Origin of the sequence: Pokkaliibacter sp. CJK22405, assembly GCF_046614695.1 — a bacterium.
In the GTDB taxonomy this organism is placed as follows: domain Bacteria; phylum Pseudomonadota; class Gammaproteobacteria; order Pseudomonadales; family Balneatricaceae; genus Pokkaliibacter.
Genome location: NZ_JBKKHQ010000007.1, coordinates 73,692 through 97,619 on the forward strand (window position 1 = coordinate 73,692; position 23,928 = coordinate 97,619).

At 54.5% G+C, this 23,928-nt stretch carries 25 protein-coding genes and 1 riboswitch; of the genes, 13 read left to right on the top strand and 12 right to left on the bottom strand.

Annotation, left to right across the window (positions count from 1 at the left end; translation table 11 throughout):
* Positions 1-129: 129 nt before the first annotated feature.
* The 5 genes from ACKC9G_RS03470 to ACKC9G_RS03490 all read left to right on the top strand — a co-directional run bounded on the left by ACKC9G_RS03470 (position 130) and on the right by ACKC9G_RS03490 (position 2,214).
* Positions 130-696, top strand: a complete 567-nt coding sequence (locus ACKC9G_RS03470) for a hypothetical protein (protein ID WP_411403542.1) — start codon at positions 130-132, stop codon at positions 694-696.
* Positions 697-792: 96 nt separating this feature from the next.
* Positions 793-1,371 (top strand): gamma-glutamylcyclotransferase, encoded by a 579-nt coding sequence (locus ACKC9G_RS03475; RefSeq protein WP_411403543.1) that lies wholly within the window; start codon positions 793-795, stop codon positions 1,369-1,371.
* Positions 1,364-1,501 (top strand): hypothetical protein, encoded by a 138-nt coding sequence (locus tag ACKC9G_RS03480; RefSeq protein WP_411403544.1) that lies wholly within the window; start codon positions 1,364-1,366, stop codon positions 1,499-1,501. The genes ACKC9G_RS03475 and ACKC9G_RS03480 overlap by 8 nt, the downstream gene beginning before the upstream one ends.
* A gap of 29 nt (positions 1,502-1,530) precedes the next feature.
* Complete coding sequence (locus tag ACKC9G_RS03485) at positions 1,531-1,842, top strand: NGG1p interacting factor NIF3 (protein WP_411403545.1); 312 nt, start codon at positions 1,531-1,533, stop codon at positions 1,840-1,842.
* Between the two features lie 165 nt (positions 1,843-2,007).
* A complete protein-coding gene (locus ACKC9G_RS03490) occupies positions 2,008-2,214 on the top strand; it encodes a hypothetical protein (protein WP_411403546.1) in 207 nt (68 codons plus the stop codon).
* A gap of 83 nt (positions 2,215-2,297) precedes the next feature.
* On the opposite strand, the gene ACKC9G_RS03495 is transcribed toward ACKC9G_RS03490, so the two are convergent.
* The 4 genes from ACKC9G_RS03495 to ACKC9G_RS03510 form a co-directional block, all read right to left on the bottom strand.
* Positions 2,298-2,987 carry a response regulator gene (locus tag ACKC9G_RS03495; protein WP_411403547.1) on the bottom strand — a complete coding sequence of 230 codons (690 nt, stop codon included), beginning with the start codon at positions 2,985-2,987 and terminating at the stop codon, positions 2,298-2,300.
* A gap of 19 nt (positions 2,988-3,006) precedes the next feature.
* Positions 3,007-4,410, bottom strand: coding sequence for an ATP-binding protein (locus ACKC9G_RS03500; protein ID WP_411403548.1), 1,404 nt, complete (start codon positions 4,408-4,410; stop codon positions 3,007-3,009).
* Positions 4,411-4,865: 455 nt separating this feature from the next.
* The gene (locus ACKC9G_RS03505) at positions 4,866-5,930 is read right to left on the bottom strand and encodes an alkene reductase (RefSeq protein WP_411403549.1); all 1,065 of its coding nucleotides are present in this window, start codon (positions 5,928-5,930) and stop codon (positions 4,866-4,868) included.
* Positions 5,927-6,262, bottom strand: a complete 336-nt coding sequence (locus ACKC9G_RS03510) for an ArsR/SmtB family transcription factor (RefSeq protein WP_411403550.1) — start codon at positions 6,260-6,262, stop codon at positions 5,927-5,929. The genes ACKC9G_RS03505 and ACKC9G_RS03510 overlap by 4 nt, the downstream gene beginning before the upstream one ends.
* Positions 6,263-6,620: 358 nt before the next feature.
* Here ACKC9G_RS03510 and ACKC9G_RS03515 point away from each other — a divergent pair, with 358 nt between their 5' ends.
* Both ACKC9G_RS03515 and secD read left to right on the top strand, forming a co-directional pair.
* Positions 6,621-7,013 (top strand): hypothetical protein, encoded by a 393-nt coding sequence (locus ACKC9G_RS03515; protein WP_411403551.1) that lies wholly within the window; start codon positions 6,621-6,623, stop codon positions 7,011-7,013.
* Positions 7,014-7,079: 66 nt separating this feature from the next.
* Complete coding sequence (gene secD / locus ACKC9G_RS03520; protein ID WP_411403552.1) at positions 7,080-9,605, top strand: protein translocase subunit SecD; 2,526 nt, start codon at positions 7,080-7,082, stop codon at positions 9,603-9,605.
* A gap of 146 nt (positions 9,606-9,751) precedes the next feature.
* On the opposite strand, the gene ACKC9G_RS03525 is transcribed toward secD, so the two are convergent.
* From ACKC9G_RS03525 to ACKC9G_RS03540, 4 genes are all read right to left on the bottom strand, one after another.
* Positions 9,752-10,210, bottom strand: a complete 459-nt coding sequence (locus ACKC9G_RS03525) for a GNAT family N-acetyltransferase (RefSeq protein ID WP_411403553.1) — start codon at positions 10,208-10,210, stop codon at positions 9,752-9,754.
* 153 nt (positions 10,211-10,363) lie between these two features.
* Positions 10,364-10,858: a DUF2938 family protein gene (locus ACKC9G_RS03530; RefSeq protein ID WP_411403554.1), complete on the bottom strand. Its 495-nt coding sequence runs from the start codon at positions 10,856-10,858 to the stop codon at positions 10,364-10,366.
* A gap of 37 nt (positions 10,859-10,895) precedes the next feature.
* Complete coding sequence (locus ACKC9G_RS03535; protein ID WP_411403555.1) at positions 10,896-11,213, bottom strand: thioredoxin family protein; 318 nt, start codon at positions 11,211-11,213, stop codon at positions 10,896-10,898.
* Between the two features lie 23 nt (positions 11,214-11,236).
* Complete coding sequence (locus ACKC9G_RS03540; RefSeq protein WP_411403556.1) at positions 11,237-12,433, bottom strand: MFS transporter; 1,197 nt, start codon at positions 12,431-12,433, stop codon at positions 11,237-11,239.
* Between the two features lie 73 nt (positions 12,434-12,506).
* Between ACKC9G_RS03540 and ACKC9G_RS03545 the strand changes: the two genes are divergently transcribed.
* The 4 genes from ACKC9G_RS03545 to ACKC9G_RS03560 all read left to right on the top strand — a co-directional run bounded on the left by ACKC9G_RS03545 (position 12,507) and on the right by ACKC9G_RS03560 (position 17,745).
* Complete coding sequence (locus ACKC9G_RS03545; protein ID WP_411403557.1) at positions 12,507-13,139, top strand: TetR/AcrR family transcriptional regulator; 633 nt, start codon at positions 12,507-12,509, stop codon at positions 13,137-13,139.
* 123 nt (positions 13,140-13,262) lie between these two features.
* A complete protein-coding gene (locus ACKC9G_RS03550) occupies positions 13,263-14,660 on the top strand; it encodes a DASH family cryptochrome (protein ID WP_411403558.1) in 1,398 nt (465 codons plus the stop codon).
* Between the two features lie 4 nt (positions 14,661-14,664).
* Entirely contained in the window at positions 14,665-16,170 is a 1,506-nt protein-coding gene (locus tag ACKC9G_RS03555; RefSeq protein ID WP_411403559.1) for an FAD-binding domain-containing protein, read from the top strand.
* A gap of 27 nt (positions 16,171-16,197) precedes the next feature.
* On the top strand, positions 16,198-17,745 hold the full coding sequence (locus tag ACKC9G_RS03560) for a cryptochrome/photolyase family protein (RefSeq protein WP_411403560.1): 1,548 nt from the start codon (positions 16,198-16,200) through the stop codon (positions 17,743-17,745).
* Positions 17,746-17,778: 33 nt separating this feature from the next.
* On the opposite strand, the gene ACKC9G_RS03565 is transcribed toward ACKC9G_RS03560, so the two are convergent.
* Positions 17,779-18,429, bottom strand: coding sequence for a hypothetical protein (locus ACKC9G_RS03565; protein WP_411403561.1), 651 nt, complete (start codon positions 18,427-18,429; stop codon positions 17,779-17,781).
* Positions 18,430-18,616: 187 nt separating this feature from the next.
* Positions 18,617-18,946: a hypothetical protein gene (locus ACKC9G_RS03570; RefSeq protein ID WP_411403562.1), complete on the bottom strand. Its 330-nt coding sequence runs from the start codon at positions 18,944-18,946 to the stop codon at positions 18,617-18,619.
* A gap of 266 nt (positions 18,947-19,212) precedes the next feature.
* On the opposite strand from ACKC9G_RS03570, the gene ACKC9G_RS03575 reads away from it, so the two are divergent.
* Positions 19,213-20,001, top strand: coding sequence for a hypothetical protein (locus ACKC9G_RS03575; protein WP_411403563.1), 789 nt, complete (start codon positions 19,213-19,215; stop codon positions 19,999-20,001).
* A 104-nt stretch (positions 20,002-20,105) separates the two neighbouring features.
* Here the strand turns inward: ACKC9G_RS03575 and ACKC9G_RS03580 are convergent, their stop codons facing one another.
* Entirely contained in the window at positions 20,106-21,029 is a 924-nt protein-coding gene (locus tag ACKC9G_RS03580) for a metallophosphoesterase (protein WP_411403564.1), read from the bottom strand.
* Between the two features lie 320 nt (positions 21,030-21,349).
* Positions 21,350-22,555, bottom strand: a complete 1,206-nt coding sequence (locus ACKC9G_RS03585) for a PilT/PilU family type 4a pilus ATPase (protein ID WP_411403565.1) — start codon at positions 22,553-22,555, stop codon at positions 21,350-21,352.
* A 51-nt stretch (positions 22,556-22,606) separates the two neighbouring features.
* Positions 22,607-22,816, top strand: a riboswitch (TPP riboswitch).
* Between the two features lie 67 nt (positions 22,817-22,883).
* Between ACKC9G_RS03585 and thiB the strand changes: the two genes are divergently transcribed.
* Positions 22,884-23,918, top strand: a complete 1,035-nt coding sequence (thiB, locus tag ACKC9G_RS03590; protein WP_411403566.1) for a thiamine ABC transporter substrate binding subunit — start codon at positions 22,884-22,886, stop codon at positions 23,916-23,918.
* Positions 23,919-23,928: the final 10 nt, after the last annotated feature.

Consider the following 23,928-nt stretch of genomic DNA (forward strand, 5'->3'; position numbering starts at 1 on the left):
GAAATGCGCCTGCAGGCCAGTGTCTGCGGGCCTTTTAAGCTACCTGGCGGTTTGTTCTCCTCTTGGGCGTATTGATAAAAAATGTCGTCAGGCACATCAATAAATGACACTCGATCAACGGAGGTTCCCATGGAAGTGAACACTCAATGCTCGAATCAACAGACACTGTCTGTTACTCAGCCGCTGGCGAATCGCCTTGACCGGCTGAGATCGGCAAAAGGCACGCTGCAGGCACTTACCTGTGCTGTCGCCACTTCAGTTTTATTGGCCGGTTGTATGGCTTCAGGGTCTAAACAGACCTCGGATGTCTCTGATGATATGCTGTTTCAGGACTATCAGAGCTACGCTGCGGCTGTCGCGGATAACAAAAACCTCCCACCCTTTTTCTCTACCCGAATTAATGCCGTCGTTGCTGCACATCCTGAAATGCAGCGCCAGTACACCTTTGCTACCTTCATGGCGGATCCGCTTTACCATGCCTCCAAGGCAATGGGTAATGACCGTGCCTGTATGCTGATTAATGGCACGAATGAGCAGGGAGAGCCCGTCAGCCTGAGCCTGGCGTATTTGCAGGAGGCCGATGGCTGGAAAATTGATGGTGTGAATGTGGCCTACTACAAAACGCCAAAAGGTTTCACCGACAAAGCCTTATGTCCGGATGAAGTGGCAGCGCAATCCTTAGGCCGTGCTCAGTAAGATACGGGCCTGCATCTGGTTGCTGATCGGGGTATTCTTGAACCGGAGTGAATTCACTACCTGAGCTGGTAAATACCTGTTCAGGTTGTTGGAGTGATGACGGTGAGAATCCCTTTTCCCGAGAATGATCGTCCTTTATGGGTGTTTGCTTACGGCTCATTGATGTGGAAGCCGGGTTTTACGGTGGAAGAAAGCCGTGAGGCCCGGCTTTTTGGTTATCATCGATCCTTGTGTGTCTGGTCACATGTCCATCGAGGAACGCCTGAGCATCCCGGGTTGGTATTCGGGTTGCAGCCAGGTGGCAGCTGCCATGGTCGTTTGTTAAGAACTCGTGCGAATGAGCAGGCTCAGGTACTTGAGTATCTGGCAGATCGTGAGTTAGTGACGGATATCTATTTACCCCGCTATGTCGAGGTGGCCGCTGGTGCAGAGCGTATCCGCGCGCTGACCTTTGTGGTGGATACCAGACATTATCAGTTTGCCCGGGTCCTGGATGAGGATGTTGCCATCAAAACGGTCGCCAGTGCGCGCGGCCAAAGCGGACACAGCCTTGATTATCTCGAAAGTACCCTTGCGCACCTGAAAGCGCAGGGCATTGCATCCGGTCGGCTGCAGCATATTCTTGCACATGCCCGCAATCTTGCCCGGTTACTGGAGCCCTCCAACGATGTCTGACTCTTCGAGCAAAGCGCGCAAGCGCAAGCCGCCCTGCAAACAATGCCGGATGATGCGTCTAATGCTGGTGATTCTGGCGATGATCATCCTCATGTTCCTGCTGCAGATGAATCATCTGACGCCCAAATAACCCCAGATTGTTGAGCCGGCGAGGGGCCTATGTACAAGCTTGTAGTCTTTATTCCTGACGCTCATAAAGAGTCCGTCAAAATGGCGATGTTTGCAGCCGGTGCCGGTCGTATTGGCGATTATCAGCACTGTGCATTTGAAACCCGGGGAACGGGGCAGTTTATGCCGATGGCAGCGGCGAATCCTTTTATTGGTGAAGCCGGCCAGCTTGAGCGGGTCGATGAGTGGAAGGTGGAAGTAGTCTGTGAAGAGGCACTTTTGCAAGGAGTAATTGGCGCCATACGCACGTCACACCCCTATGAAGAGCCCGCCTTTGAGGTCTATGCTTTAGTGGATGTCTGAACAACAGAGGTAGAAGTATTTTTCCTCTCCCAGGCATCGAAAAATTGCTTGATCTGATGCGCCGAAAGAAATACATAGAAGGCACCGATTGCCAGCTTTCGTCGTTAAGACAAAAACAGCATCAGTGAATCTTTTATCGCTTATCGGTTGGGAGTGGAGACAGCCATGCGTTGGGAGGTTTTACGTCTCGAAGAGCAAATTGCTCAAGTCGAGAAACGTCTGGAGTGGGCCATTGATCGAGATGATTCTCTGGCACAAGACAAACTGGAGCAGCAACTGGAGTCTCTGGAGCGCCATCTGGCGAAGTTACAGGGCGACTTGCAGCCTGACCCGGATGTCGAAACCACGACCAATGACAGTGAAGAAGGTTAACCCCGAATAACACAAGAGCCTGAGCTCCAGCGGAGTCTCAGGCTCTTTTCGTTAGGCTCTGCGCCTGTGCGGGCGCAGGGGGATTACGCGGGCAGATCGAAGCGGTAGCCAGCACCGTAAACTGACTGAATCAGTAAAGTGTTGGGGATCAGCTGTTCGATCTTGCGGCGCAGCTTCTTGATATGGCTATCAATGGTGCGGTCGCTGACGATGCGGTGGTCGCCATAGATGCGCTGCATGATTTGTTCACGGGTAAAGATGCGGCCTGGGCTCTGGTAAAGCACGGACAGCAACTGGAACTCAACCTGAGTCAGTTCAACATGGCGGCCCTGATGGGTTGCACGCATGCTGTGCGGGTCCAGTGCCAGAATGGCTTCCTGAGCTTCCGCGGCGTTAGGCTCGGCCATCAGAGACTGGCGGCGCAGAATGGCTTTAACGCGTGCCACCACTTCACGTGGGCTAAAGGGTTTGCAGATGTAATCATCAGCACCCATCTCAAGACCGATCAGACGGTCAATCTCTTCAACACGGGCGGTGACCATAATGATCGGGATGCTGCTGAAAACGCGAATGTCGCGGCAAAGGCTCAGGCCATCTTTGCCGGGCAGCATGATGTCCAGCAGGATGACGTCCGGTTGATGTGCTTTTACCCAACCTTCTACTTCATCACCATTATCAATATGGTGGCACTCATAGCCTGAGCTGGTCAGGTAATCCGTCAGCAGCTGAGCCAGTTTTGGTTCGTCTTCGACCACCAGAATTTTATGGGTCATGGCGTGTACTCCAGATAAGTTAGGAATCCAGAGGAAGTCGGATACGGATCCAGATGCCTCCCAAAGGCGAAATTCGGGAGTCGATGGTTCCGTTATGGGCTTCCACAATATTCTTGCAAATACTCAGTCCGAGGCCTGCGCCACCTGAGGCGCGGTTGCGGGATTCATCCCCCCGGAAGAAACGTTCAAACATGCGAGGCAGATCTTCTGCAGGCATGGCAGGGCTTGAGTCCATGACATCAATCGTCGCCCAGTCATCATCGAGGCTGGCTTCGATCCTGCACTGGCCGGGGCTGTCGGTGTAGCGAATCGAGTTACTTAACAGGTTGGTAAAAAGCTGGCTGAGGCGGCGGTAGTCGGCTTTCAGCGGAATTTCGGTCAGCGTGCCTAAATCAAGATTTAGCTCCAGCGCTTTTTCAGCAAAAGACAGACGGCTGGATTCAACGGACTGCTCGATACAGTCGATCAGGTCAATATCTTCCATCCGGTAGCTGAACACGCCGCGGTCACTCAGGGCCAGTTCATACAGATCATCCACCAGACGCTTGAGCTGCTGGGTCTCGTGGTGCAGCGATGCGACGCTTTGATGGTTCAGCGGGCGGATGCCGTCCTGAATTGCCTCAATCTCCCCCTGCAGAATGGCCAGTGGCGTTCTGAGTTCGTGGGCAATACCTGCCATCCAGCGTCGGCGTGACTCCTCGTTACTTTGCAGGGTCTGCGCCATGCGATTGAAATCGCGGGCGAGGCGCCCGAGTTCATCACGGGACTGATTATCCAGACGGATTGTATATTCGCCGTTGGCCAACTTGTGACTGGCATTACTCAGGGCTTTGAGGGGGCGCGAGAGGCGCTGGGCCACCGGCCAGGCCACCAGTGCAGCGACGAAGACGGTGACTAATGCCAGAATAATAAAGCTCTGGCTCTGCTCCTCGGTAAAGGCCTGATCACGCATGTGAAGCATTTCAGGCTTCATTACCACGCCAATAAAGCCGACGTTTTGCTTGTCACAGGTGACGGGATAAAAATCAGAGGGGCGGCTGGTGTCGTTATTGCCAATTAGCCAGTTTTTCTCGGTGTCATACAGCGCCAGTCGCGCCTCGAAAGGAGCATCGCCGTCAGACAGCGGCACCTTGCTCCAGTCCGGTAGCGGCATGTGGGTGCGCTGCTCATATTCATCCAGGGTCTTAACGATGATGTCAGCATCGACGTTGCCGGCATAGCGAATGCGCCGCCAGTGGGATTCATTGTTAACGATGCCGGGCCAACCGCCGTAGCGGTCATACATCTCGCAGGCTTCCTGCTGTACCTGCTGGATGCGGGTCTGTTCCTGCGAGTGAAGATAGTCAATAAAACCGCGCTGGAAGCTCCATTGAAAGACGACAAAGGCTGCCATCACCACGGTGGCGATAGTCGCAAGGAGCACCAGGAATACTTTTATTTTTAGGGTATTGAGCATCGCGTGATTTCGGCCGGATGAGGGAGCAACGACGAAGCATTCATCTTTATGCAAACTTTCTAGTGCAACAACATACTGGCAGTGGAAAGCTTCTGCAAACCTCTTGCCGAGGCCTGCTTGCTGGCAGCCAGGGGAATGAAACTGCCAGCAATTCAGGTCTTCAGGAATTCAGACCAAAGCGGGGGGATAAAGTTCAAATTACGTGGAAAAAGAAAGGTTACTGAAGGTTTCCAAAAAAAGAGGCCCCGACGAAGCGGGGCCAAGAACCGTGATTAGCTTTGATGAGAGAGAACAATGTGGGCGACCGGATAATTACAGCGTTGAACCGGTCAGTAATTGCCATCCCTGAAACGCATACTAGGAAACCTGTTCTGCGCTGTCAATGCTAATGATAATAATTTTCATTAAGCTTTGATTGAAGCTCAGGCTGCTGAACTCTTAAGCGCAGGGTAGGTGGTATAGCCTTCCTTGCCGGAAGCATAAAAGGTGCTGGGATCCTGTTCATTCAGCACTGCTCCCTGAGCCAGACGATGAGGCAAATCGGGGTTGGCAATAAAGTCTTTGCCGAAGGCCACGGCATCGGCGGCGCCACGTTCGATAAGGGCGGCAGCGCTCTCACCGGTAAAGCTTTCATTGGCAATGTACACGCCACCAAAAGCGTCCTTCAGGCGCGGGCCCAGGCTGTCATCACCTTCGCCTTCACGGGCGCAGATAAAGGCCAGCTTGCGCTTGCCCAGCTCGCGAGCGACGTAGAGGTAGGTGTTCTCACGATCATCGGTCTTATTGTCATGGGCATCGGAGCGCGGGGACAAATGCATACCGACTCGCTCAGCTCCCCAGACGCCGACAACCGCATCGGTGATTTCCAGCATCAGGCGAGCACGGTTTTCAACGCTGCCGCCGTATTGATCGGTGCGCAGGTTCACACCGGTCGCGAGGAACTGCTCCAGCAGATAGCCATTGGCACCGTGAATTTCCACGCCATCAAAGCCTGCCTTTTTGGCATTCTCGGCGCCTTTACGGAACGCCTCAATGACGCCTGGAATTTCATCCGTTTCCAGTGCGCGAGGGGTGACATAAGCTTTCTCCGGGCGAATCAGGCTGACATGGCCTGCCGCCGCGACCGCGCTGGGTGCCACTGGCAGCTCGTCATTCAGATACACCGGGTCAGAAATTCGGCCCACATGCCACAGCTGCAGAACGATTAAACCGCCCTCGGCATGAACGGCATCAGTGATTTTTTTCCAGCCAGCCACTTGCTCATCTGACCAGATTCCGGGGGTGTTGGGGTAACCAACGCCCATAGCAGTGACGGAGGTGGCTTCGGTCAGGATCATCCCGGCAGAAGCACGCTGGCGGTAGTATTCCACCATCAGATCCGTAGGAACGCGGTTTTCATCCGCGCGGCAGCGAGTGAGTGGGGCCATGACGACGCGGTTTTTAAAGTTCAGCGCGCCTGCGGTAAGAGAAGAAGAAAGCGTGGTCATACACCAGACTCCTGGAGTGTTGGGTAAAGTTGCTTTTTGAGAGCTTGTAACAGAGCGGCAATCGCATCTTCATTGCGCTGATAGAAAATCCACTGACCCACCTTGCGCCCGGAAATCAGCCCGGCTTTTTGCAGGGCGGCCAAATGTCCGGAGTTACTGGACTGGCTCAGGCCGGTCAGCTGGTCGATCATGCCGGCACATACACCCACATCGAACGGGTGTTGTTGCTCGGCAAAATAGTGCTCTGGTTCAGCCAGTGCGCGCAAAATCTGGCGGCGCACTGGATGAGCCAGGGCTTTCAACAGGCAATCAATCGCTTCGCAATCGCTCATAAACAGGTTCTCTGCATCTCACCCCGCAGTTATATCGGGGATTGCCAATATATATATCGACCTTTTCCGATAAGCCAAGGTGCGTTAACTCGTTGTGGTGGATTGTCAGCGCTTTCGAAAAAACATCCAGGGGTAATAACCCATGAGATATGGGGCTTTCAGGCTGTTCTCATTGTCGATTGATGGATCGAAAAGTTGTCATCAGGAACGATCTTTTGAGCATAAGTCATCAATACACAAGCGTTCTAACTGGCTATCTGCGTGCTGCAGCATGAGTTCTACAATGCTGTTCTATCGCCTCTGGTTGACTAAGAACGATGAGCCTCGCAGAATCGCGGTCTTGTTCTGAGAGCCTGCTATGCAACCCAGCCAAAACATACAAATCACCCACTCTCATCGCCGTTCGGTGATGATGCAGGCGCTATTGATGGCGCTGGTGGTGGCTGTGCTTGCCTTTGTATTGCAGCAAAAAGCGGTTGTTACCCAGCCTGCCAAAGGCTTTATCGGACAGCTGACCCAGCTAACGCTGAGTAATCTTAGCGATCAGCTGAAGCTCCCCAAACGCAAAGAGCCACTGGCAAGCTCACCGCCTGCGGAGTGGCCCTTCATTGCCAGCGTTGTTGACTGCCTGCTGAGCGCAGCTTTCACCGCCTATAGCTATGACATCAGCCTGAGTCTGCAGCCTGCTGCCAGACTGTCTTCCGGCTATGTCTTTGTTATCCCGCCTTTGCGTGCTCCTCCTGTCGCCTGACACCTTCGTCTCCTGAAGCTGCCGTTATTACGGCACATGTTGTTTACGCGACAGAGCAATTATCTGATGAAATCCTTACGCACCAGAGCCGTGGTTTACGGCCTGGTAATTGTGCTTGGGCTCCTGAGCGCATTACCGAATCTATTACCTCTCTCCCTGAGCCAGTCATTACCCGGTTGGTATACCCATACGAAGCTGGCTTTAGGTCTTGATCTTGAAGGCGGCTCGCATCTGTTATTGGCCGCCGATACACAAGCATTAACCAATGAGCAGCTGCATACCGCAGCGGATGAGCTGACCTCCAGCCTGAAAGACGCACGAATTCATTACCAGCGTCCACGTTATCAGGGCGCGCGACTGTTACTTGACCTGCGTGATCCCGGGCAGATCCCACAGGCTGCAACGCTGGCTCGTCAGCGTTGGGCCGCAACCAGTGATGGGGTGTCCCATTATGATCTGACCACGAGCGCGACGGGTCTTGAAGTCAGGTTGGATGAGGGTTGGCAGCAACGTCTTCTGAGCGATGCCATTGAGCGCAGTCTGGAAGTGGTCAGACGCCGCCTGAATGAGTCCGGGTTGGTGGAGCCGAGTATTACCAAACAGGGGACCGACAGCATTCTGGTACAGATGCCCGGTGTCGCCGATCCGACGGAAATCAAAAAGCTCTTGGGAACCACGGCAAAAATGACCTTTCACTGGGTCGCCCGCGGTGATGCCAATGAGCCGACCATGGAAGTCAAAAGCACCGATGGGCAATCGGTATTGCACCTGGAACAACGGGTGGCCATGCAGGGGAAACACATTGCGGATGCCCATCAGGGCTTTCAGGCCAATACCGGTGAGCCGGTGGTGAACTTCAGGCTTGATGGCACAGGCGCTCGTCAGTTTGGTGATATCACCCGCGCGAATATCGGCCGGGCTCTGGCAATTGTGCTGGATGGCAAAGTGATTACCGCGCCGGTCATTCGGGATGCCATCGGCGGTGGCAGTGGCGAGATCAGCGGCAGCTTTACCCCGCAATCGGCCAATGAGCTGGCTTTGTTGCTGCGCGCAGGAGCGTTGCCGGTGCCATTGCATGTTGTGGAAGAGCGAACGGTCGGGCCGGATCTGGGCAGTGATGCCATTTCCATGGGGGTCTATACCGGGCTTATCGGCGCGGCATTGGTCGTCCTCTTTATGCTGGCGATTTATGGTGTCTGGGGGCTTATCGCCTGTATCGGTCTTGGCATTAATATCGCGCTGGTGTTTGGATTGCTGAGTGTGTTTGGTGCGACTTTAACGCTACCGGGGATCGCCGGGGTTATTCTCACCCTTGGGATGGCCGTGGATGCCAACATTCTCATTAATGAGCGAATTCGTGAAGAAAGCGTGAAGGGCAAAAGTGCCACCAGTGCCTTGCGTGAAGGTTTTGATAAGGCCTACAGCACCATTCTGGATTCTAACCTCACCACGCTGATCGCGGTCAGCTTGCTGTTCATGTTTGGCAGCGGGCCGGTCAAAGGCTTTGCCGTCACCATCGGCATTGGTCTTTTGACCTCCATGTTTACTGCCATTGCCGTGACTCGTCTACTGATGGAGTGGCGTGTACAGCGTCATCCGCGCCGTCCACTGTCCATCAGTGGTGTGAGCTGGCTGGAGAAAATCGGTGGCCGCTCTATCGATTTTCTGCGGCGTCGGGTCATAGGGCTGGCGGCATCCGCCATACTCTCAACATTGTCGGTAGTGCTCTTTTTTACGCCCGGATTGCACTATGGAGTCGACTTCACCGGTGGCACGGTGATTGAGGTGACTGCGCCTCATCTTTCGTTGGAGCAATTACGCGCTTCTTTTGATAAGGCGCATCTGGCGGAGGTCAATCTGCAGGAGTTTGGTGGCCCCGGACATTATCTGGTGCGCACCACATCGCAGATGCGAACGTCAGGCGACAGTGAGGCCAATACCGAAGTGTCGGCGATTAAGTCCGCTGTTCAAAGCGCCGATGCCGAAGCCTCTTTCCCGCGTGTGGACATGGTCGGGCCTAAAGTCAGTGGGGACTTCAGCGACTTGACGGTTCTGGCCATCCTCGCCGCAGGGGCGGGCATGCTGCTTTATCTGTGGGTGAGGTTTGAGTCTCACTTTGCCCTGGCCGCAACGCTCACCATTGCGCTGGATCTGACGAAAACCATTGGCTTCTTCGCATTGACGGGAGTGGAGTTCAACCTGACGGCCGTTGCGGCATTACTGGCGCTGATCGGCTATTCGATTAACGACAAGGTGGTGGTGTTTGACCGCATTCGCGAGAACCTGCGCGCGACGCCGGACAGGCCGATTCTGGACTTGCTGAATGTCAGTATTTCCTCGACCCTGAACCGTACGATTTTTACCTCAACCACGACCTTTCTGGCCTTGTTGCCGATGGGTATCGCGGGTGGCGCTGCGGTTTCAAGCTTTGCCTTGCCCATGCTGTTTGGCATCGTCATTGGCACCAGCTCTTCCATCTTTATTGCAGCGCCACTTTTGAGTTACCTGAGCGAACGCCGTACCCGCAAAGGTATTCCCCAGCTTCGGCCAACCCGAGCGGAGTTGCAGCAGCAGTTGGACCTGATGCCATGAAGGCAAGAACCGCTGCTCATCGTTAACTCCGATGGGGGATAACCGGACTCCGTCTGCCTCGGTCACCGTAATACCGCTTTACGGCCGGTGAGCAGGCGGGTTTTCTTTGAGGAAAAATCAGGTCGAAACGCGAAGGAGGAACCAGCTCAGTTCAGCTCCAGATGCATGAAATGGTTGAACTCAGTCTGCTCGTGAGTGGAGTAAGCGGCGCCTTTTTGGAAGCCAAATTTGACGTAAAGGGCCGTCGCGGCGGCAAAGGACGGGCCACTTCCGGTCTCCAGGCTCAAGCGTGGAATACCTTCTTCGCGTGCGGCATCAATGAGCGCTTGCAGAATCACCTTGCCTGCACCGCGACCGGCAAAATCCGGATGAGTTCGCATGGATTTGATTTCGCCACTGTCATCCGGCAGGCGTTTGAGCGCACCAATACTGGCGATATTGCCATTTTCCCAGGCGCTCCAAACGGTGACTTCCGGCTGCATCAGGTCAGACAGGCCTAAGAAAGTGGCACCGGGCGGTACGTTGTCATTCATTCCGGCCAGATGAAACACCACCAGATCACGGGATTGGGGATGACTAAGATCATCCTTGAGAAGGGTAAACATGAAAGCTCCTACTGCCTTCGCAAAGCGGGTTTTGCGCCTTACTAAAGCAGAAGGAACGGTGGCGAGCAATGGCCGCAATCAGGCTTAAAGCCTTAAGCTCGGGCGCCCATCATGCGACCACAGCGCGTAAGAACGTCGCTCCTAAAAAGAGGCTTAAGACAGTAGCGAGAGTGTCAGCAGGGCGCCGAGATACTGCCCCACGGCAAAGGCTCCATGAGCAATCAGGATATAGATAATCACCTGGCCTGGATTCGGGGTTTTCCGGGCAAACAGACCGCCGCCCATGGCCGGCATCAGAATCATCAGCCCTGCCAGCGTGCTGAGCACCACGCCAACCACAATAAAGCCCAGCCAATGGGGAGCGCTGATAAAACCAGTGCCATAAATCAAAAGAAGCAGTACTGCGTAGGCGATACCTATGCCGTAGTGGAAGATCCAGCCCAGCGCTTTTTCGCTGCCGGAAGGCGTGCTGTCATTACGGGTATCCAGTAGGAACTGACCTTTCATTAGCCCCGTGAGCCAGCGCCCGACCATACCCCAGTTGGTCGGTGGTATACCGAGCACTTTCTCAACCAGAATGACCCAGATATCAAGCGCCAGGGTGGAAATTACCCCGACGATCAAACAAAACAGCACGACTTCTTGCATGATTCTTTTCCTTGTTTTTGCAATGTGGAGTGAGAGCCTAGCGGTGTTTTTCTGCCAGCGCGGCGATGTCTTTACTGCTCATAACACCACTCATGCGTTGGACTTCCTTGCCATTTTTATAGACCACCAGTGTTGGAATGCTGCGAATGCCGTGGCGTGCGGCCAGTGCCTGCTGTTCATCAATATTGACTTCGGCAAACAGGGCGGCTTTTCCGACACGTTGCTCTGCATCACGATAAAAGGGTTTCATCATCATGCAGGGCGGACACCAGGGCGCCCAAAACCGGAACAACTGCACGCCATCCTGCTGGATCGCTTTGTTAAATTCGCTGGTCGTCATTTTCTTGACTGACATCTTTCGTTCTCCTCGTGGAATTCTCAAGACTCGCTCATGGCCAGTGTGTTGTCGGATAGCGTCTGTTTCTTGTCGTGGTGGCCGCTCAGCAGCACCAGCAGTACCGAGACCGCAACGATGATGGCGGCAACGCCACCCGTCGCCAGTAATCCATAGTGATGGACGACCAGACCGCCGGCCCAGGCACCGAGGGCAATACCGCCGTTAAAGGAAGCGATATTCAGACTGGAGGAGGCATCCACACCGTGAGGCGCATGGATCTGTGCCTGCTGAACGATGTAGAGCTGCAATACCGGAATGCTGCCGAATGCCATGGCACCCCAGACCATCATCAGCGGCAGCATGGTATAGAGGGAGCTGGCAAGCGTGCTGAGTAGCGCCAGTACCACGGCAAGCGTCGCGAACATAAAAACCATGGTTCGAACGGGGCCGATGGCATCTGCCATTTTGGCGCAGTAAATATTGCCCAGCACCACGGCGACACCATAGGCCACCAGCGTCAGGCTGATCATGGTCGGGTTAAGACCGGTCACGGTTTTGAGAATTTCAGAAAGATAGGTGTAGGCCACAAAACCGCCGCCATAGCTGACGCAGGTGATCAGCAGCACCAGAAAAATCCGCGGCACTGCCACTACGCTGAGCTGTCGTGTCAGGCTGGCAGGTTTGGGGCGCTCCATGCTTTTGGGCAGTAAAAACCATTGGGCGATGGCAGAGAGAATGCCGAGCACGCTGATGAACATAAACGCCGCGCGCCAGCTGAAAAGATCCGACAGGAAGGTGCCAAAGGGAACGCCTGATACCAGTGCGACGGTTAAGCCTGCGAAGACAATGGCGATGGCCTGACCGGATTTCTCTTTCGGCACCAGATTGGCGGCCACCACCGTTGCCATGGAGTAAAAGACGCCCTGCACGACGCCGGCCAGTACGCGGCCCAGCAGCAAAATTCCGTAGCTTGGAGCAAAGTAGGCCGTGAGATTGGCGGCGACAAACAGCAGCATGAGCCCGACTGAAAGCACCCGGCGATCAATTCGCCCTGTCAGAACGGTGAGGATAGGCGCGGCGACAGCAACGCCCAGCGCATAAAGCGAAACCAGCTGGCCCGCTGTGGGAATATCGACCTGCATGTCGATCGCGATAGTGGGCAAAATCCCGACAACCACGAATTCAGCCATGCCGATGGCAAAAGCGGCAGCCGCCAGGGCATAGAGCGCAATAGGCATAAGATCACCTGATTTAATATATGGAATGTTTGATCCATAAGTTAATCGGGCTTAGTCTTGGTGTCAATAATTTATGGAACGACCATTCTGTATTGGTCAGGAGGACATCATGGCGAGAACCGGCAGGCCCCGACAATTTGACCGTGATCAGGCCGTCGACAAGGCGATGAACCTGTTTTGGGCCAAAGGCTTTGAAAGCACTTCGCTGGCGGATTTGCGTCAATCATTGGGCGGGCTTTCAGCCGCCAGTTTCTATGCGGCTTTTGGCTCCAAGCAGGCGCTGTACGAGGAATGCCTGCAGCGCTATACCGAAACCTGTGGTGAGGTGACGTCCGTGCTGGAAACCGCGCAGCTGAATGCCAAAGCCTCGCTACGCCTGATGCTGGAGCGGTTGATTGATGTGCAGACATCATCGACATCCCCCTCCGGTTGCATGGCCGTGCTGTCAGGGCTGAACTGCCTTGAGGAAAACCGTGAAGTGGAAAACCGTACTCAGGCACTGCGTGAAAAGACCCGCGAGGATATTCGCCGTCATCTCATGCTCGCAGCTGGGAAAGGCGAATTTCCCACGACGCTGGATCCGGACAGTTTCACGCTGATGCTGGACTGCTTTATCAAAGGCATCGCGATTCAGGCGCGCGATGGTATTTCTGCCGAGGCCCTTCGTCAGGCGGCAGAACAGATGCTCACATTGTGGGTGGAATAAGTGTGGCTGGAATAAATGCCCAGCGAAACAAGGGCTTAAGTTCATCCTGAGAGGATGTCGCTTTCCTTTCGTTGAAATCCAAACCCTTCCTTGCCACGTACAGAGTCTGGCAAGGAGGAGCTTATGTCCCTGGGTATTCTGTGGTTGGGTGATGATCTGCGTATGGCAGATCAGGAAGTGTTGTTGCGGGCCGCGCAGCAGGTCGATTCGCTGGTCATCGTCTACGCCGGTGAGCTTTCGCCCTGGCCATCCCATAACCGGCGCGCTGTTTCTCCCAGCCCATTTTCCCGTCATGAACCGTCCTCCCTTCGCCGTGAATTTCTGCGTCAGGGGTTGCTGGCGCTGGATGAAAAGCTGCAGGCTCTGGGGCAGCGGTTGTGGATAACATCGGCGGATTCTCTGACCGCTGCAACCGCCAGCCTGACGGCGCTGATCCGACACACGGGCGCTACGCAGCTCTTTCGTAATGCCCATCCCGGGGGTTATGAGCAGCACGTGCTGAGTCAGTTGCAGCGTCGCTTTGTCGATTTACAGCTCGTTGAATGTTCGGGGCTTACGCTCTTCTCGCCATCGCAGTTACCTTTCTCCCTCGATGAGTTGCCCGACACTTTTTCGGCCTTTCGCCGTCAGGTGGAAGCGCTTGAAATTGATGGGCCGATGGCATCTCCTGACTGGCTGCCGCCTGCGCCGGCATCTCTTGATCAGGTACTGCGTGATGCGGGTTTTACTGCCGCTGCTGATCTTTCGTCCGTAACGCCCTCTGTTATTCCCTCGGTAAAGGGTGGCGAAGCCGCCGCTGTGGCCCATCTGCAGCAGTATTTTTCCGGCGCGGCGGCATCCGTCTACAAAGACACCCGCAATGCGCTGGAAGGCTGGGATAATTCCACCAAATTCTCCTACTGGCTTGCGCAGGGCAGCATCTCGCCACGGCAGATCCTCCAGCGGCTGAAGGCTTATGAGCGTCAGCACGGCGCGAATGATTCGACCTACTGGATCTATTTCGAACTGCTCTGGCGGGAATATTTCCACTGGTACGCCCACCTGCACGGCCCGAAACTGTTCTATCGCGAAGGTGTGCAGAAGGATGTGCAGGCAAGTCGAGCGCCGCAGGGCAGTTTTTATGCTGAGCGATTCCAGAAGTGGTGTGCGGGCACGACGCCGTACCCGATCGTCAATGCCTGCATGAAGCAACTGGCGACAACGGGCTATCTTTCTAATCGCGGGCGTCAGCTGGCGGCCAGTTGCCTGATTTACGAGCTGGGTATCGACTGGCGCTTTGGCGCGGCCTACTTTGAGTCGCAGCTGCTGGATTACGACGTCGCCGCCAACTGGGGCAACTGGCAGTACATCGCAGGCGTTGGCGCTGACCCGCGTGGCGGGCGGCATTTCAACCTCGATAAACAAGCGCAGCAGTATGACCCGGAAGGAAAGTTCATTGCGAAGTGGCAGGGGGCGGCTTCATCGTCACTGGCATCCATGCCTCTCGACAGCGTTGATGCCGCCGACTGGCCTGTATCATGAAGCAATGTCTGTAAATATGAACCAATGTCCGCAAACACCACCGGCGGTGGTCTGGTTTAAGCGTGACCTTCGCCTGACGGATCATGAGCCTCTGCTGGCGGCGGTGCAGTCTCAGCAGCCGCTGCTGCTTATCTATATTCTGGAACCGAGTCTCGTCGCCGATGGCCATTATGATGAGCGTCACTGGCGCTTCGTGCTGCAATCCCTGCAGGATCTGAATCAGCAACTCGCGCCTTTGGGCACGCAGGTCTATTGCTTCCATGATGAAGCCATTGAAGTGCTGCAAGCACTGAAGGACCGCACGGGTTTTAACGCACTGTACAGCAGTGAAGAAACCGGCCTTGGACTGACCTTTAGCCGCGACAAAGCCGTGGCGGCATGGTGTGAGGAAGCGAGTATACGCTGGCAGGAATTTCCCTCGGGCGCGGTGGTTCGAGGGCTCACCCATCGGCTCAATTGGGATGATCACTGGCAAGCGATGATGCGCGCGCCGCTGGTGACACCAGAGCTTAGCCACGTCAGCTGGTGTGCATTGCCGGACTATAAAATGCCCGATTTTCCTCTGACGTGGACTTCTCGCCAGTCGGGTATGCAAACGGGCGGGCCGACACTGGCGTGGCAAACCCTGACCAGCTTTTATGACGGGCGAGGGAAGAACTATCACCGGCAGCTTTCCAGCCCGCTCACCAGTCGCACCGCTTGCACAAGGCTTTCGCCCTATCTGGCCTGGGGCAATATCAGCCTGCGCGAGGTTTATCAGGATTTGCTTTCGCGCTGGCAAACGCCCGGCTGGCGGCGCGCGCTGGTGGCGTTAAGCTCGCGGCTGCACTGGCATTGTCACTTTATTCAGAAGTTTGAAAGCGAGTGCGCGATGGAGTTTCGTCCGGTCAATCACGGTTATGGCCAATTTCCCTATCGCACAGATGAAGGTGTCGCCGAGGATGTGCAGGCCTGGCAAACGGGGCGCACCGGCATCCCGATGATTGATGCCTGCATGCGGGCGCTGATTGCCACGGGGTATATCAATTTCAGAATGCGGGCGATGCTGGTCAGCTTTCTCTGCCATCACCTCAATATTGACTGGCGCGAGGCGGCGAAGCCTTTGGCCCGTTACTTTCTCGACTTCGAACCGGGCATTCATTACCCGCAATTACAGATGCAGGCAGGCGTCACCGGCACTAATACATTGCGTATCTATAACCCGGTGAAGCAGGCGCAGGATCAGGACCCGGACGGCCAGTTCATCAAGCGCTGGCTGCCGGAGCTTGCACAGGTGCCCGTGCCGCAGTGCTTTGCGCCCTGGACCATGACGGCGATGGAGGAGAGCTTTTATGGCTGTACGCTGGGTGAGGATTACCCGCTGCCCATTATTGATCTTGAGCAGGCGGCGCGTGATGCCCGCGAGCGGCTCTGGGGTTTTCGTAATACTTCGGCGGTTAAAGCCGACAAGGGCCGGATACTGGCGCGCCACGTGCGGCCGGAGTCGGCGCAGCAGCCTTTACGGTTTTGAGAATGGACGTCATCACAAGGAGTGCACATGGGTAAGTGTCATACCCTGCGGTTAATTCTCGGTGATCAGCTGAATGCCGGGCATTCGTGGTTTCGGCAGAGTGATGACGGCGTGCTCTATCTGATCGCCGAGCTGCACGAGGAAGCCACTTACGTTAAACACCATATCCAGAAGCTTTGTGCTTTCTTTCTGGCGATGCAGACCTTTGCGACGGCCCTTAAAGAAGCCGGGCATCAGGTGCGTTACCTCACTCTGGATGAGACGCAGGGGCTGAGCCTTGAGGCTTTGCTGATACAGGAAGCCGAGCGCGTCGATGCGCACAGTATTGAGCTGCAACGGCCGGATGAATATCGCGTGCTGCAGGCCTTTGAACGGCTGAAAAAGCAGGCCGAACAGAAAGTCAGCTGGGTCGACAGCGAGCACTTTCTGCTGCCCTTTGAGGATATTTCGACGCACTTTAAACCCGCCACGGCGGTGCGTATGGAGCACTTCTATCGCAAGATGCGCGAGCGTTTTGATCTGCTGATGGATGGCCCTAAGCCTGAAGGCGGGCAGTGGAATTTTGATGCAGATAATCGCAACAAGCTTAAAAAAGCGGATCTTGAAAGCATCCCCGAACCCTTATGCTTCAGCCATGATGTGCGGTCAATTCTGGTGCGGCTCAGCAGGCACAACATCCCGCATTTTGGCGAGGCCAGTGATCATCTGCTCTGGCCTGCAAGCCGTAAGGAAGCGCGCCAGTTACTGCGCTTTTTCTGTGAGCACCTGCTGGTCAATTTTGGCCGCTTTCAGGATGCCATGACCGATCAGAGCGAGCACCGCTGGAGCCTCTATCACTCGCGCTTGTCCTTTGCCCTGAACGTCAAAATGATCAGCCCGTTGCAGGTGATTCAGGCGGCCATCAAGGCTTATCGCGAGCGGGATGATATCGACCTTGCGCAAATCGAGGGTTTTGTCCGGCAGATTCTGGGCTGGCGCGAATACGTGCGTGGCATGTACTGGGCCAATATGCCGGAGTATGAACAGCAGAATGTGCTGAAGGCTGCGCGGGATTTACCCGGCTATTTCTGGGATGGCGATACCCGCATGAATTGCATGCAGCAGGCGATTGGCCAGTCACTCCAGTATGCCTACGCCCATCACATTCAGCGCCTGATGATCACCGGTAACTTCTGCCTGCTGACGGAGATTGATCCGCAACAGGTGGATGACTGGTATCTCGGTATTTATGTCGATGCGCTGCAATGGGTGGAGCTGCCTAATACGCGGGGCATGAGCCAGTTTGCCGACGGCGGCTGGATTGCCTCCAAACCTTATGCCGCCAGTGGCAGTTATGTGCAGCGCATGAGTGATTACTGCAGCAGCTGCCACTATCAGGTCAAAGAGAAAACCGGGTCAAAGGCCTGTCCGCTCAACAGCCTCTACTGGCGCTTTATGGATAAGCACCGCGAGCGGCTGGAGCGCAATCCGCGTATCGGCATGCTCTATAAAAACTGGGATAAACAAGAGGAAGAAGCCCGGGAAGCCGTGCTTAACCGGGCGTCATGGTGTCTGGCGAATATCGACAAGCTTTGAGCTCTCAGCTTGTCGACAGCCTATTTATTTGGGTTATTCGGGGCGCTCGATGGACTTGATTGCGCCCTGATGCTGGAAGGCGATCAGCTCCTGTTGCGTGAGGTGCTTGGTCTGCTCAACAAAGTAATTTTGCTCATCGGTTTCATGTTCACTGATGGCTTTTTCCGCGCCGCGTTTTTTGTTGTAGCTGTAACCGCCCACCTTGAACTCGATATCTTCCCCGCTGACGGACTGAATCTGCAGGATGCCGAAGGGATATTTGCTCTCAAGGTCATCGCCGAGCAGTGGTTTTAATTTGACGATGTAATAGTCGCCGGCTTTTGGCATCGCCAGATAACTGTTTTCCTTGTTCTCTGCATTACTGACACTGATGCCCGCCGCAACAAAAGCCACGAGCAGAATAATTAACCCGGTGAAACTCGGCAGCATGCGCTTGCGAGTGAACAGCTCACGTTTAAGGGCCTTGCGGGTGACTTCGGGCAGCTCATCGCCGATCAGTGCTTTCTTGCAATGGGCGCATTCCATACCGGGCTTTTTCGAGGTCGGAAAGACCGGAATCCAGTAGAGGTGAAAGTAGCGGATAACGCCAAAGACGTTAAAAAGACTGTGCTGGCAGTGGCTGCACTGTGGGCCTTCGATCTGGCCGCCAGTCAGCATTTTTCCCCGTGAACCAAAGAAAATCATTCTGCTCTCCCTGATAAGAATGACATTGATGTTGTTCAGGGAAGGGCAACTTCAGCGTGCGTGGAGTTACAGCCTGCCGTTGCAATGAGGAGTCACACTCGTCCCTGAGTGCTTTGCACCTTTCTGCCCCGTTTCCGGGGCGAGATAGTACTGAGGGCGCAGGGCCCGCAGTGGTGGTGATCTTTATTTAGTGGAAATGCCTGGCGATGACGGCAAGGGCTATGGCGCCCAGCGCAAGGCTGCCACTGTATTTGGTCAGTACACGCCAGAAAGGAAAGAACTCGCGAATCAGTGCCTTCTTGGTTTCCTTGGGCAGCGACTCTTCCGCCAGAGTGCGGCGGCAGTGTCCACATTTCAGGCCTGCCTCATGAGAGGTAGGAAATACCGGAATGTGTGACAGGTGAAAATAGCGAATAACCCCGAAGGTGTTGAAAAAAGTGTGCTGACAGTGACTGCATGCCGGGCCCTCGACAATGCTGCCAGTAAGAACCGTTCCACGCGTTCCCAGAATGACCATGTAATTCTACCTACGACTCTAGATTCAGGATGCAAAAGACAGGGAACAGGTTTCGCTCTGTGAAACGCAAATTTGTCAGACGTACTGAAAATTCATCCCTGAATCGGTTTGCAGGCTGGCAGTCCATCCCCGTTTGCCAGCGCGCGGGTATTCTATTGCTGTTTAGTTACGTTATCAAATGTTGTTTTTGTGTTTATAATGCGCGCCTTTCTGATAAGCGAATTATCGGGTTCTAAGGAAAAACCTTAAATTAAGAGAGGGAAATCATGATTCGTCGCCAAATTTTGGTCTGTAGTGTTGCTGCTTTGTTACTGGCGGGTTGCTCTGACCATGACCTGCCTTACTACCAGTCACACCTGGATGAAGCTAAAGCCAAGCAGGAGGAGTGCGAGGCTTCCATGAAATCGGCTTTTATGTCTCAGGATGAAGACAAGTTAAAGAGCGTCGTTGAGGACAAGGAGTGTATCGCCGCTGATAAGGCTAACCGTGAGTATCGCTATGCTCAGGCTGAACTCGCTGCCAAGAAGCGCCAGGAGGAAGCCGCAAAGAAAGAAGCCGAGGCTCAGCGTCAATACGATGAAGAGTATGCCAAGGCCAAAGAAAGCCTGAGTGCAGCGTCAACTGAGGAATTCTTCAAGAGCGGTGAAGACTGTACACCGAAGATGTGGGGCAAACCTTCGGCAGCCTGTAAGGCATACAATGAGCTTGAAGAAGGTAAGCTGAATACCGCACTGTCTGCACTGATTACCCAGTTCCCAAAAGATAAGTTGAAAGCCCAGAGTGAAGACCGTTGCAGTGGTATTAACTTTGACAAAACGGCCTGCGACTTGTTGCGTAAGGCAGTAACCAAGCAACAAAAGGATCAGGTAGCGTTTTATCTGGAGAATCGTGAGTCGCTAAGAACGGATTTCAATGATTGTGTTAATCGCATCAAGAGCCTGAATAAGGATCAAAAATACAACGATGCCAATGAATTTGCGCGCAGCTACCAGTGCTCAATGGCACAGCGTGCAGCGCAAGAGTTGAAAGTCTTCGGTTTCAACAAAACCATCTGATGATTAAAGCCCGCTGATCATTACAACGTTTTGATCATGGTTTAAATGCGTCAGATAAAAAAACGGGAGGCATAGGCCTCCCTTTTTCATTGGGGGGTCGCAGACTACACCCAGATAAAATTACGCTCCTGCAACTGACGTTCTCCCTCAAAACGATAGGCGCAGAGTTTTCCGCCATGCCGTGCCGCCACGCTGTAATCCAGGCAGGCGAGGGAGGGGTTAAGAGGCACGGGGCGGCCCGTCATCCAGTAATGGCCAAAAAACACGGGCTTTTCGTGATCGTAACCGGGCAGAAAGTCCGGCTCGACCGGGTCATCCGGGATCAAATGACGCTTCTGTTCATTAATCAGTGCCAGCTCACGATAGGTGCTGGCATTCATGTCCCACCAACGCACGCGTAGCTGAGTTCGCGGGTTGCCATCCTTGTCGAGATAGCTGGTATCGCTGGGAAGCTCCATTTCCAAGCCTTTGAGCAACACTTCCACAGCATCGTAAACGGCGTCCCCGGGCTGACTGGCACGAGCCAGCAGCTCCGGCGTGAGCTGGGCACTGGTGTGGGTCAGGTCATCCATCACTTCAATATGGGAGGGATGCCAGCAGGCATGAATGACGCGAAGCTCATCCAGTTCAAGGTAAAGCGGTAGTGTCCAGAACCAGTCAATGGCGTCCTGATAAGCACTTGAACCTTCCCGCAGCTGGCTCAGAAAAGCGCTGTGCTGAAGCTGATTTTTCTGGCTGTGAGGCCGAAGGTAATGCCCCTGGCGACGCGGGTGCGGGGTAGCATAGGCCAGAGCGTTAAATTCATGATTACCCATAACTATTAGGGCATGACCCATTTCGACCATATCCCGCACAATTTTTAAGACTTCACGTTGCTGGGGTCCGCGATCAATCAAATCCCCCAGAAAAACAGCGGTGTGGCCTGGCCGCTGCCAGACACCTTGTACCCGGTTATATCCAAGGCAGCGCAGTAATGCTTTCAGTGCCCGCGCATGGCCATGAATATCTCCGATCAAATCGTAGTTCATGCTGTGGACTCCCTGCCGTTATCGGCACCTGCCTGTGGGACAGCAGGTCTTCATTCAGGTTCCCGTGCTGCCGGGTCTGAATGCGGGGCAGATCTGCCGTGTCCTGCCCATTCGGTATGCTTCCTTAAAAACTAGCGCCTCAGTCGGCAATGGGCCAGTGTCATTTAGTTTTACTTTGGTTTTTTCAGAAAAATCAGGGAATTCAGAGAGATAGAGAGGAACCTTGCGTGAGGCTGCGGCCAGGGAGTGGCGGGAGACTTAAAGCCCGGACACAAAAAAGCCGCAAACTCTGTTGCGGCTTTTCGATAACCCGGGAGGTGCTATTCCACTTCAAAGGCGGGCGGCGGCTTGGGATGACCGCTCTGCACCGAGGTTGAGCCGTGATGGCCAATACTGTGATTGTGGCCATGCATGTGACTGGTGGCCGAGGGTTGAGGAGCATGGGCCTGAGTTGAGGCAATGCCTTCACCGTCTTTGTAGAACTTGATCATTAAGCGCATGTTGTTGGGTGAGTCCGCATTACGCAGTGCGGTTTCCTCAGTGATCTGTCCTTCTTTATAGAGGGCAAAAATGGATTGGTCGAAGGTCATCATGCCAAGGTGATTCGACTTGGCCATGATTTCTTTCAGCTCACCAATCTCGCCGCGCTTGATCAGCTCGCTGACGCTGGAGGTGCGCAGTAGCACCTCAAAGGCGGCGCAGCGCTTGCCATCCACGGTGGGCAGCAGGCGTTGAGAGATAAAGGCGCGCAGGTTCAGGGACAGATCATGCATGATCTGGCGATGACGATCTTCCGGGAAGAAGTTGATGATACGGTCCAGTGCCTGGTTGGCGTTGTTGGCGTGCAGCGTGGACAGGGTCAGGTGACCGGTTTCGGCAAACGCCAGTGCGTATTCCATGGTCTCGCGATCACGGATCTCGCCGATGAGGATCAGGTCAGGCGCCTGACGCAGGGTGTTTTTCAGCGCTGCACCGTAATGCTTGGTGTCCATGCCGACTTCGCGCTGGTTGATGATACTTTTTTTATGGCGATGCAGGTACTCAATCGGGTCTTCGATGGTGATGATATGACCGGCATGATGCGTGTTACGGTGGTCAATCAGGGCTGCCAGCGAGGTCGACTTACCAGAGCCGGTGGAACCGACGAATAGCACCAGCCCCTGCTTGTCGAGAACAACCTCGCGCAGCACCGGCGGCAGTCGCAGTTCTTCAAAATTGGGAATGCTGGTTTTGATGTAACGAATGACGGAGCCCAGCTGGCCGCGCTGGATAAAGAGGTTGACACGGAAGCGGCCAATGCCCGGCAGTGACAGGGCGAAGTTCAGCTCCTGATCCTGACGGAAAACTTCAATCTGCTCCTGGCTCATTACCGAGAACACAAGGCGTTTTACTTCATCCGGAGAGAGGTTTTCGCCTATTCCGGTCAAGGTTCCGTTGAATTTGACACTCGCAGGCGCACCTGGTGAGAGGTAAAGGTCAGAACCGTCACCTTCGACCATTTTTTTCAGAAAATCCGCGAGTTCCATGCTCTCAACTACCTCATCTACAACCTGCATGACTATTGCGTTAGAATGCCGACCGGCTCAACGGGGTGCTAACCTGGCTTGCCAGTCGCTGAGAAGCGTCACAGGACAGCGGTCACATTCTGAATGCCTGAAAGATACTCCTGCCTTCGTGCAGGTGAAATCCCAAGGTGCTCAGGCTGATTTGCCTTGTTCTCTCGGACTGCTAACCCGTCGAACCTGATCCAGATGATACTGGCGCAGGGATTTGAGTCCAAGTCCACAACTGCGCCACTTTTGCACGCTGTGCAGTCAGCACTGTGCTGATTCACCGCCGACCATGGAGAGTGGCATGACATTATTTTCCCGACGCGTTAACCGTGCTTTAGGCGGATTAACACTATCTGTTGCCCTGACGATGGGAGCATCCTCTGTGGCCAATGCTGCAGACGATACCCTGACCGTCTACACCTATGATTCCTTCACGGCGGACTGGGGCCCAGGCCCTAAAATCAAAACCGCCTTTGAAACCCAGTGCAGCTGCAAGCTTAACTTTGTCGCACTGGCCGATGGTGGCAGCATGCTGCAACGCCTGCGTCTTGAAGGTGACAGCTCACCGGCCGATGTGGTGTTGGGGCTGGATACCAACCTGATGGCCGATGCCGAGAAAACCGGCCTTTTCGCCAGCGCGAATATCGACACCCACACCCTGAAACTTCCCATTGAGTGGCAGGACAAGACTTTCGTTCCCTACGACTGGGGTTATTTTGCCTTCGTCTATGACACCGAAAAGCTCAAGAACCCACCGACCAGTCTTAAAGCCCTGGTGGACGCACCGGATGATCTGAAAATCATCATTGAAGATCCACGTACCAGTACGCCAGGTCTGGGTCTGCTGTTATGGGTCAAGAAAGTGTATGGCGACAAAGCCGATGAAGCCTGGGCCAAGCTCAGCAAGAAAACGCTGGCGGTCACCAAAGGCTGGTCTGAGGCTTACTTTGACCTCTTCCTGAACGGTGAAGCGCCGATGGTGCTGTCCTACAGCACTTCGCCTGCGTATCACATGGCGGTGGACAAGACGGATCGTTATCAGGCAGCAGCCTTTGATGAAGGCCATTACCTGCAGGTGGAAGTGGCGGCACGCCTGAAAAGCAGTCAGCATCCGGAGCTGGCCAAACAGTTCCTGCAATTCATGCTGAGCAAGAACTTCCAGCAGGAAATGCCGCTTGGCAATGTGATGTATCCTGCGGTGAATATTGGCGAATCCCTGCCTGATGCGTACTCCAAACTGATTCAGCCCAAGCACACCCTGAGCTTCACGCCTGCCGAAGTGGCAGAGCACAAGAAGGGTTGGGTCAATGAGTGGCTGGATGCCAGCTCCAAATAAGGCGTGCTGA

Coding starts and splice junctions, on each gene's coding strand:
- ACKC9G_RS03470 (WP_411403542.1), top strand. CDS start 130: ATGGAAGTGAACACTCAATGCTCGAATCAACAGACACTGTCTGTTACT.
- ACKC9G_RS03475 (WP_411403543.1), top strand. CDS start 793: ATGACGGTGAGAATCCCTTTTCCCGAGAATGATCGTCCTTTATGGGTG.
- ACKC9G_RS03480 (WP_411403544.1), top strand. CDS start 1,364: ATGTCTGACTCTTCGAGCAAAGCGCGCAAGCGCAAGCCGCCCTGCAAA.
- ACKC9G_RS03485 (WP_411403545.1), top strand. CDS start 1,531: ATGTACAAGCTTGTAGTCTTTATTCCTGACGCTCATAAAGAGTCCGTC.
- ACKC9G_RS03490 (WP_411403546.1), top strand. CDS start 2,008: ATGCGTTGGGAGGTTTTACGTCTCGAAGAGCAAATTGCTCAAGTCGAG.
- ACKC9G_RS03495 (WP_411403547.1), bottom strand. CDS start 2,987: ATGACCCATAAAATTCTGGTGGTCGAAGACGAACCAAAACTGGCTCAG.
- ACKC9G_RS03505 (WP_411403549.1), bottom strand. CDS start 5,930: ATGACCACGCTTTCTTCTTCTCTTACCGCAGGCGCGCTGAACTTTAAA.
- ACKC9G_RS03510 (WP_411403550.1), bottom strand. CDS start 6,262: ATGAGCGATTGCGAAGCGATTGATTGCCTGTTGAAAGCCCTGGCTCAT.
- ACKC9G_RS03515 (WP_411403551.1), top strand. CDS start 6,621: ATGCAACCCAGCCAAAACATACAAATCACCCACTCTCATCGCCGTTCG.
- secD (WP_411403552.1), top strand. CDS start 7,080: ATGAAATCCTTACGCACCAGAGCCGTGGTTTACGGCCTGGTAATTGTG.
- ACKC9G_RS03525 (WP_411403553.1), bottom strand. CDS start 10,210: ATGTTTACCCTTCTCAAGGATGATCTTAGTCATCCCCAATCCCGTGAT.
- ACKC9G_RS03530 (WP_411403554.1), bottom strand. CDS start 10,858: ATGCAAGAAGTCGTGCTGTTTTGTTTGATCGTCGGGGTAATTTCCACC.
- ACKC9G_RS03535 (WP_411403555.1), bottom strand. CDS start 11,213: ATGTCAGTCAAGAAAATGACGACCAGCGAATTTAACAAAGCGATCCAG.
- ACKC9G_RS03540 (WP_411403556.1), bottom strand. CDS start 12,433: ATGCCTATTGCGCTCTATGCCCTGGCGGCTGCCGCTTTTGCCATCGGC.
- ACKC9G_RS03545 (WP_411403557.1), top strand. CDS start 12,507: ATGGAACGACCATTCTGTATTGGTCAGGAGGACATCATGGCGAGAACC.
- ACKC9G_RS03550 (WP_411403558.1), top strand. CDS start 13,263: ATGTCCCTGGGTATTCTGTGGTTGGGTGATGATCTGCGTATGGCAGAT.
- ACKC9G_RS03555 (WP_411403559.1), top strand. CDS start 14,665: ATGTCTGTAAATATGAACCAATGTCCGCAAACACCACCGGCGGTGGTC.
- ACKC9G_RS03560 (WP_411403560.1), top strand. CDS start 16,198: ATGGGTAAGTGTCATACCCTGCGGTTAATTCTCGGTGATCAGCTGAAT.
- ACKC9G_RS03565 (WP_411403561.1), bottom strand. CDS start 18,429: ATGATTTTCTTTGGTTCACGGGGAAAAATGCTGACTGGCGGCCAGATC.
- ACKC9G_RS03570 (WP_411403562.1), bottom strand. CDS start 18,946: ATGGTCATTCTGGGAACGCGTGGAACGGTTCTTACTGGCAGCATTGTC.
- ACKC9G_RS03575 (WP_411403563.1), top strand. CDS start 19,213: ATGATTCGTCGCCAAATTTTGGTCTGTAGTGTTGCTGCTTTGTTACTG.
- ACKC9G_RS03580 (WP_411403564.1), bottom strand. CDS start 21,029: ATGAACTACGATTTGATCGGAGATATTCATGGCCATGCGCGGGCACTG.
- ACKC9G_RS03585 (WP_411403565.1), bottom strand. CDS start 22,555: ATGGAACTCGCGGATTTTCTGAAAAAAATGGTCGAAGGTGACGGTTCT.
- thiB (WP_411403566.1), top strand. CDS start 22,884: ATGACATTATTTTCCCGACGCGTTAACCGTGCTTTAGGCGGATTAACA.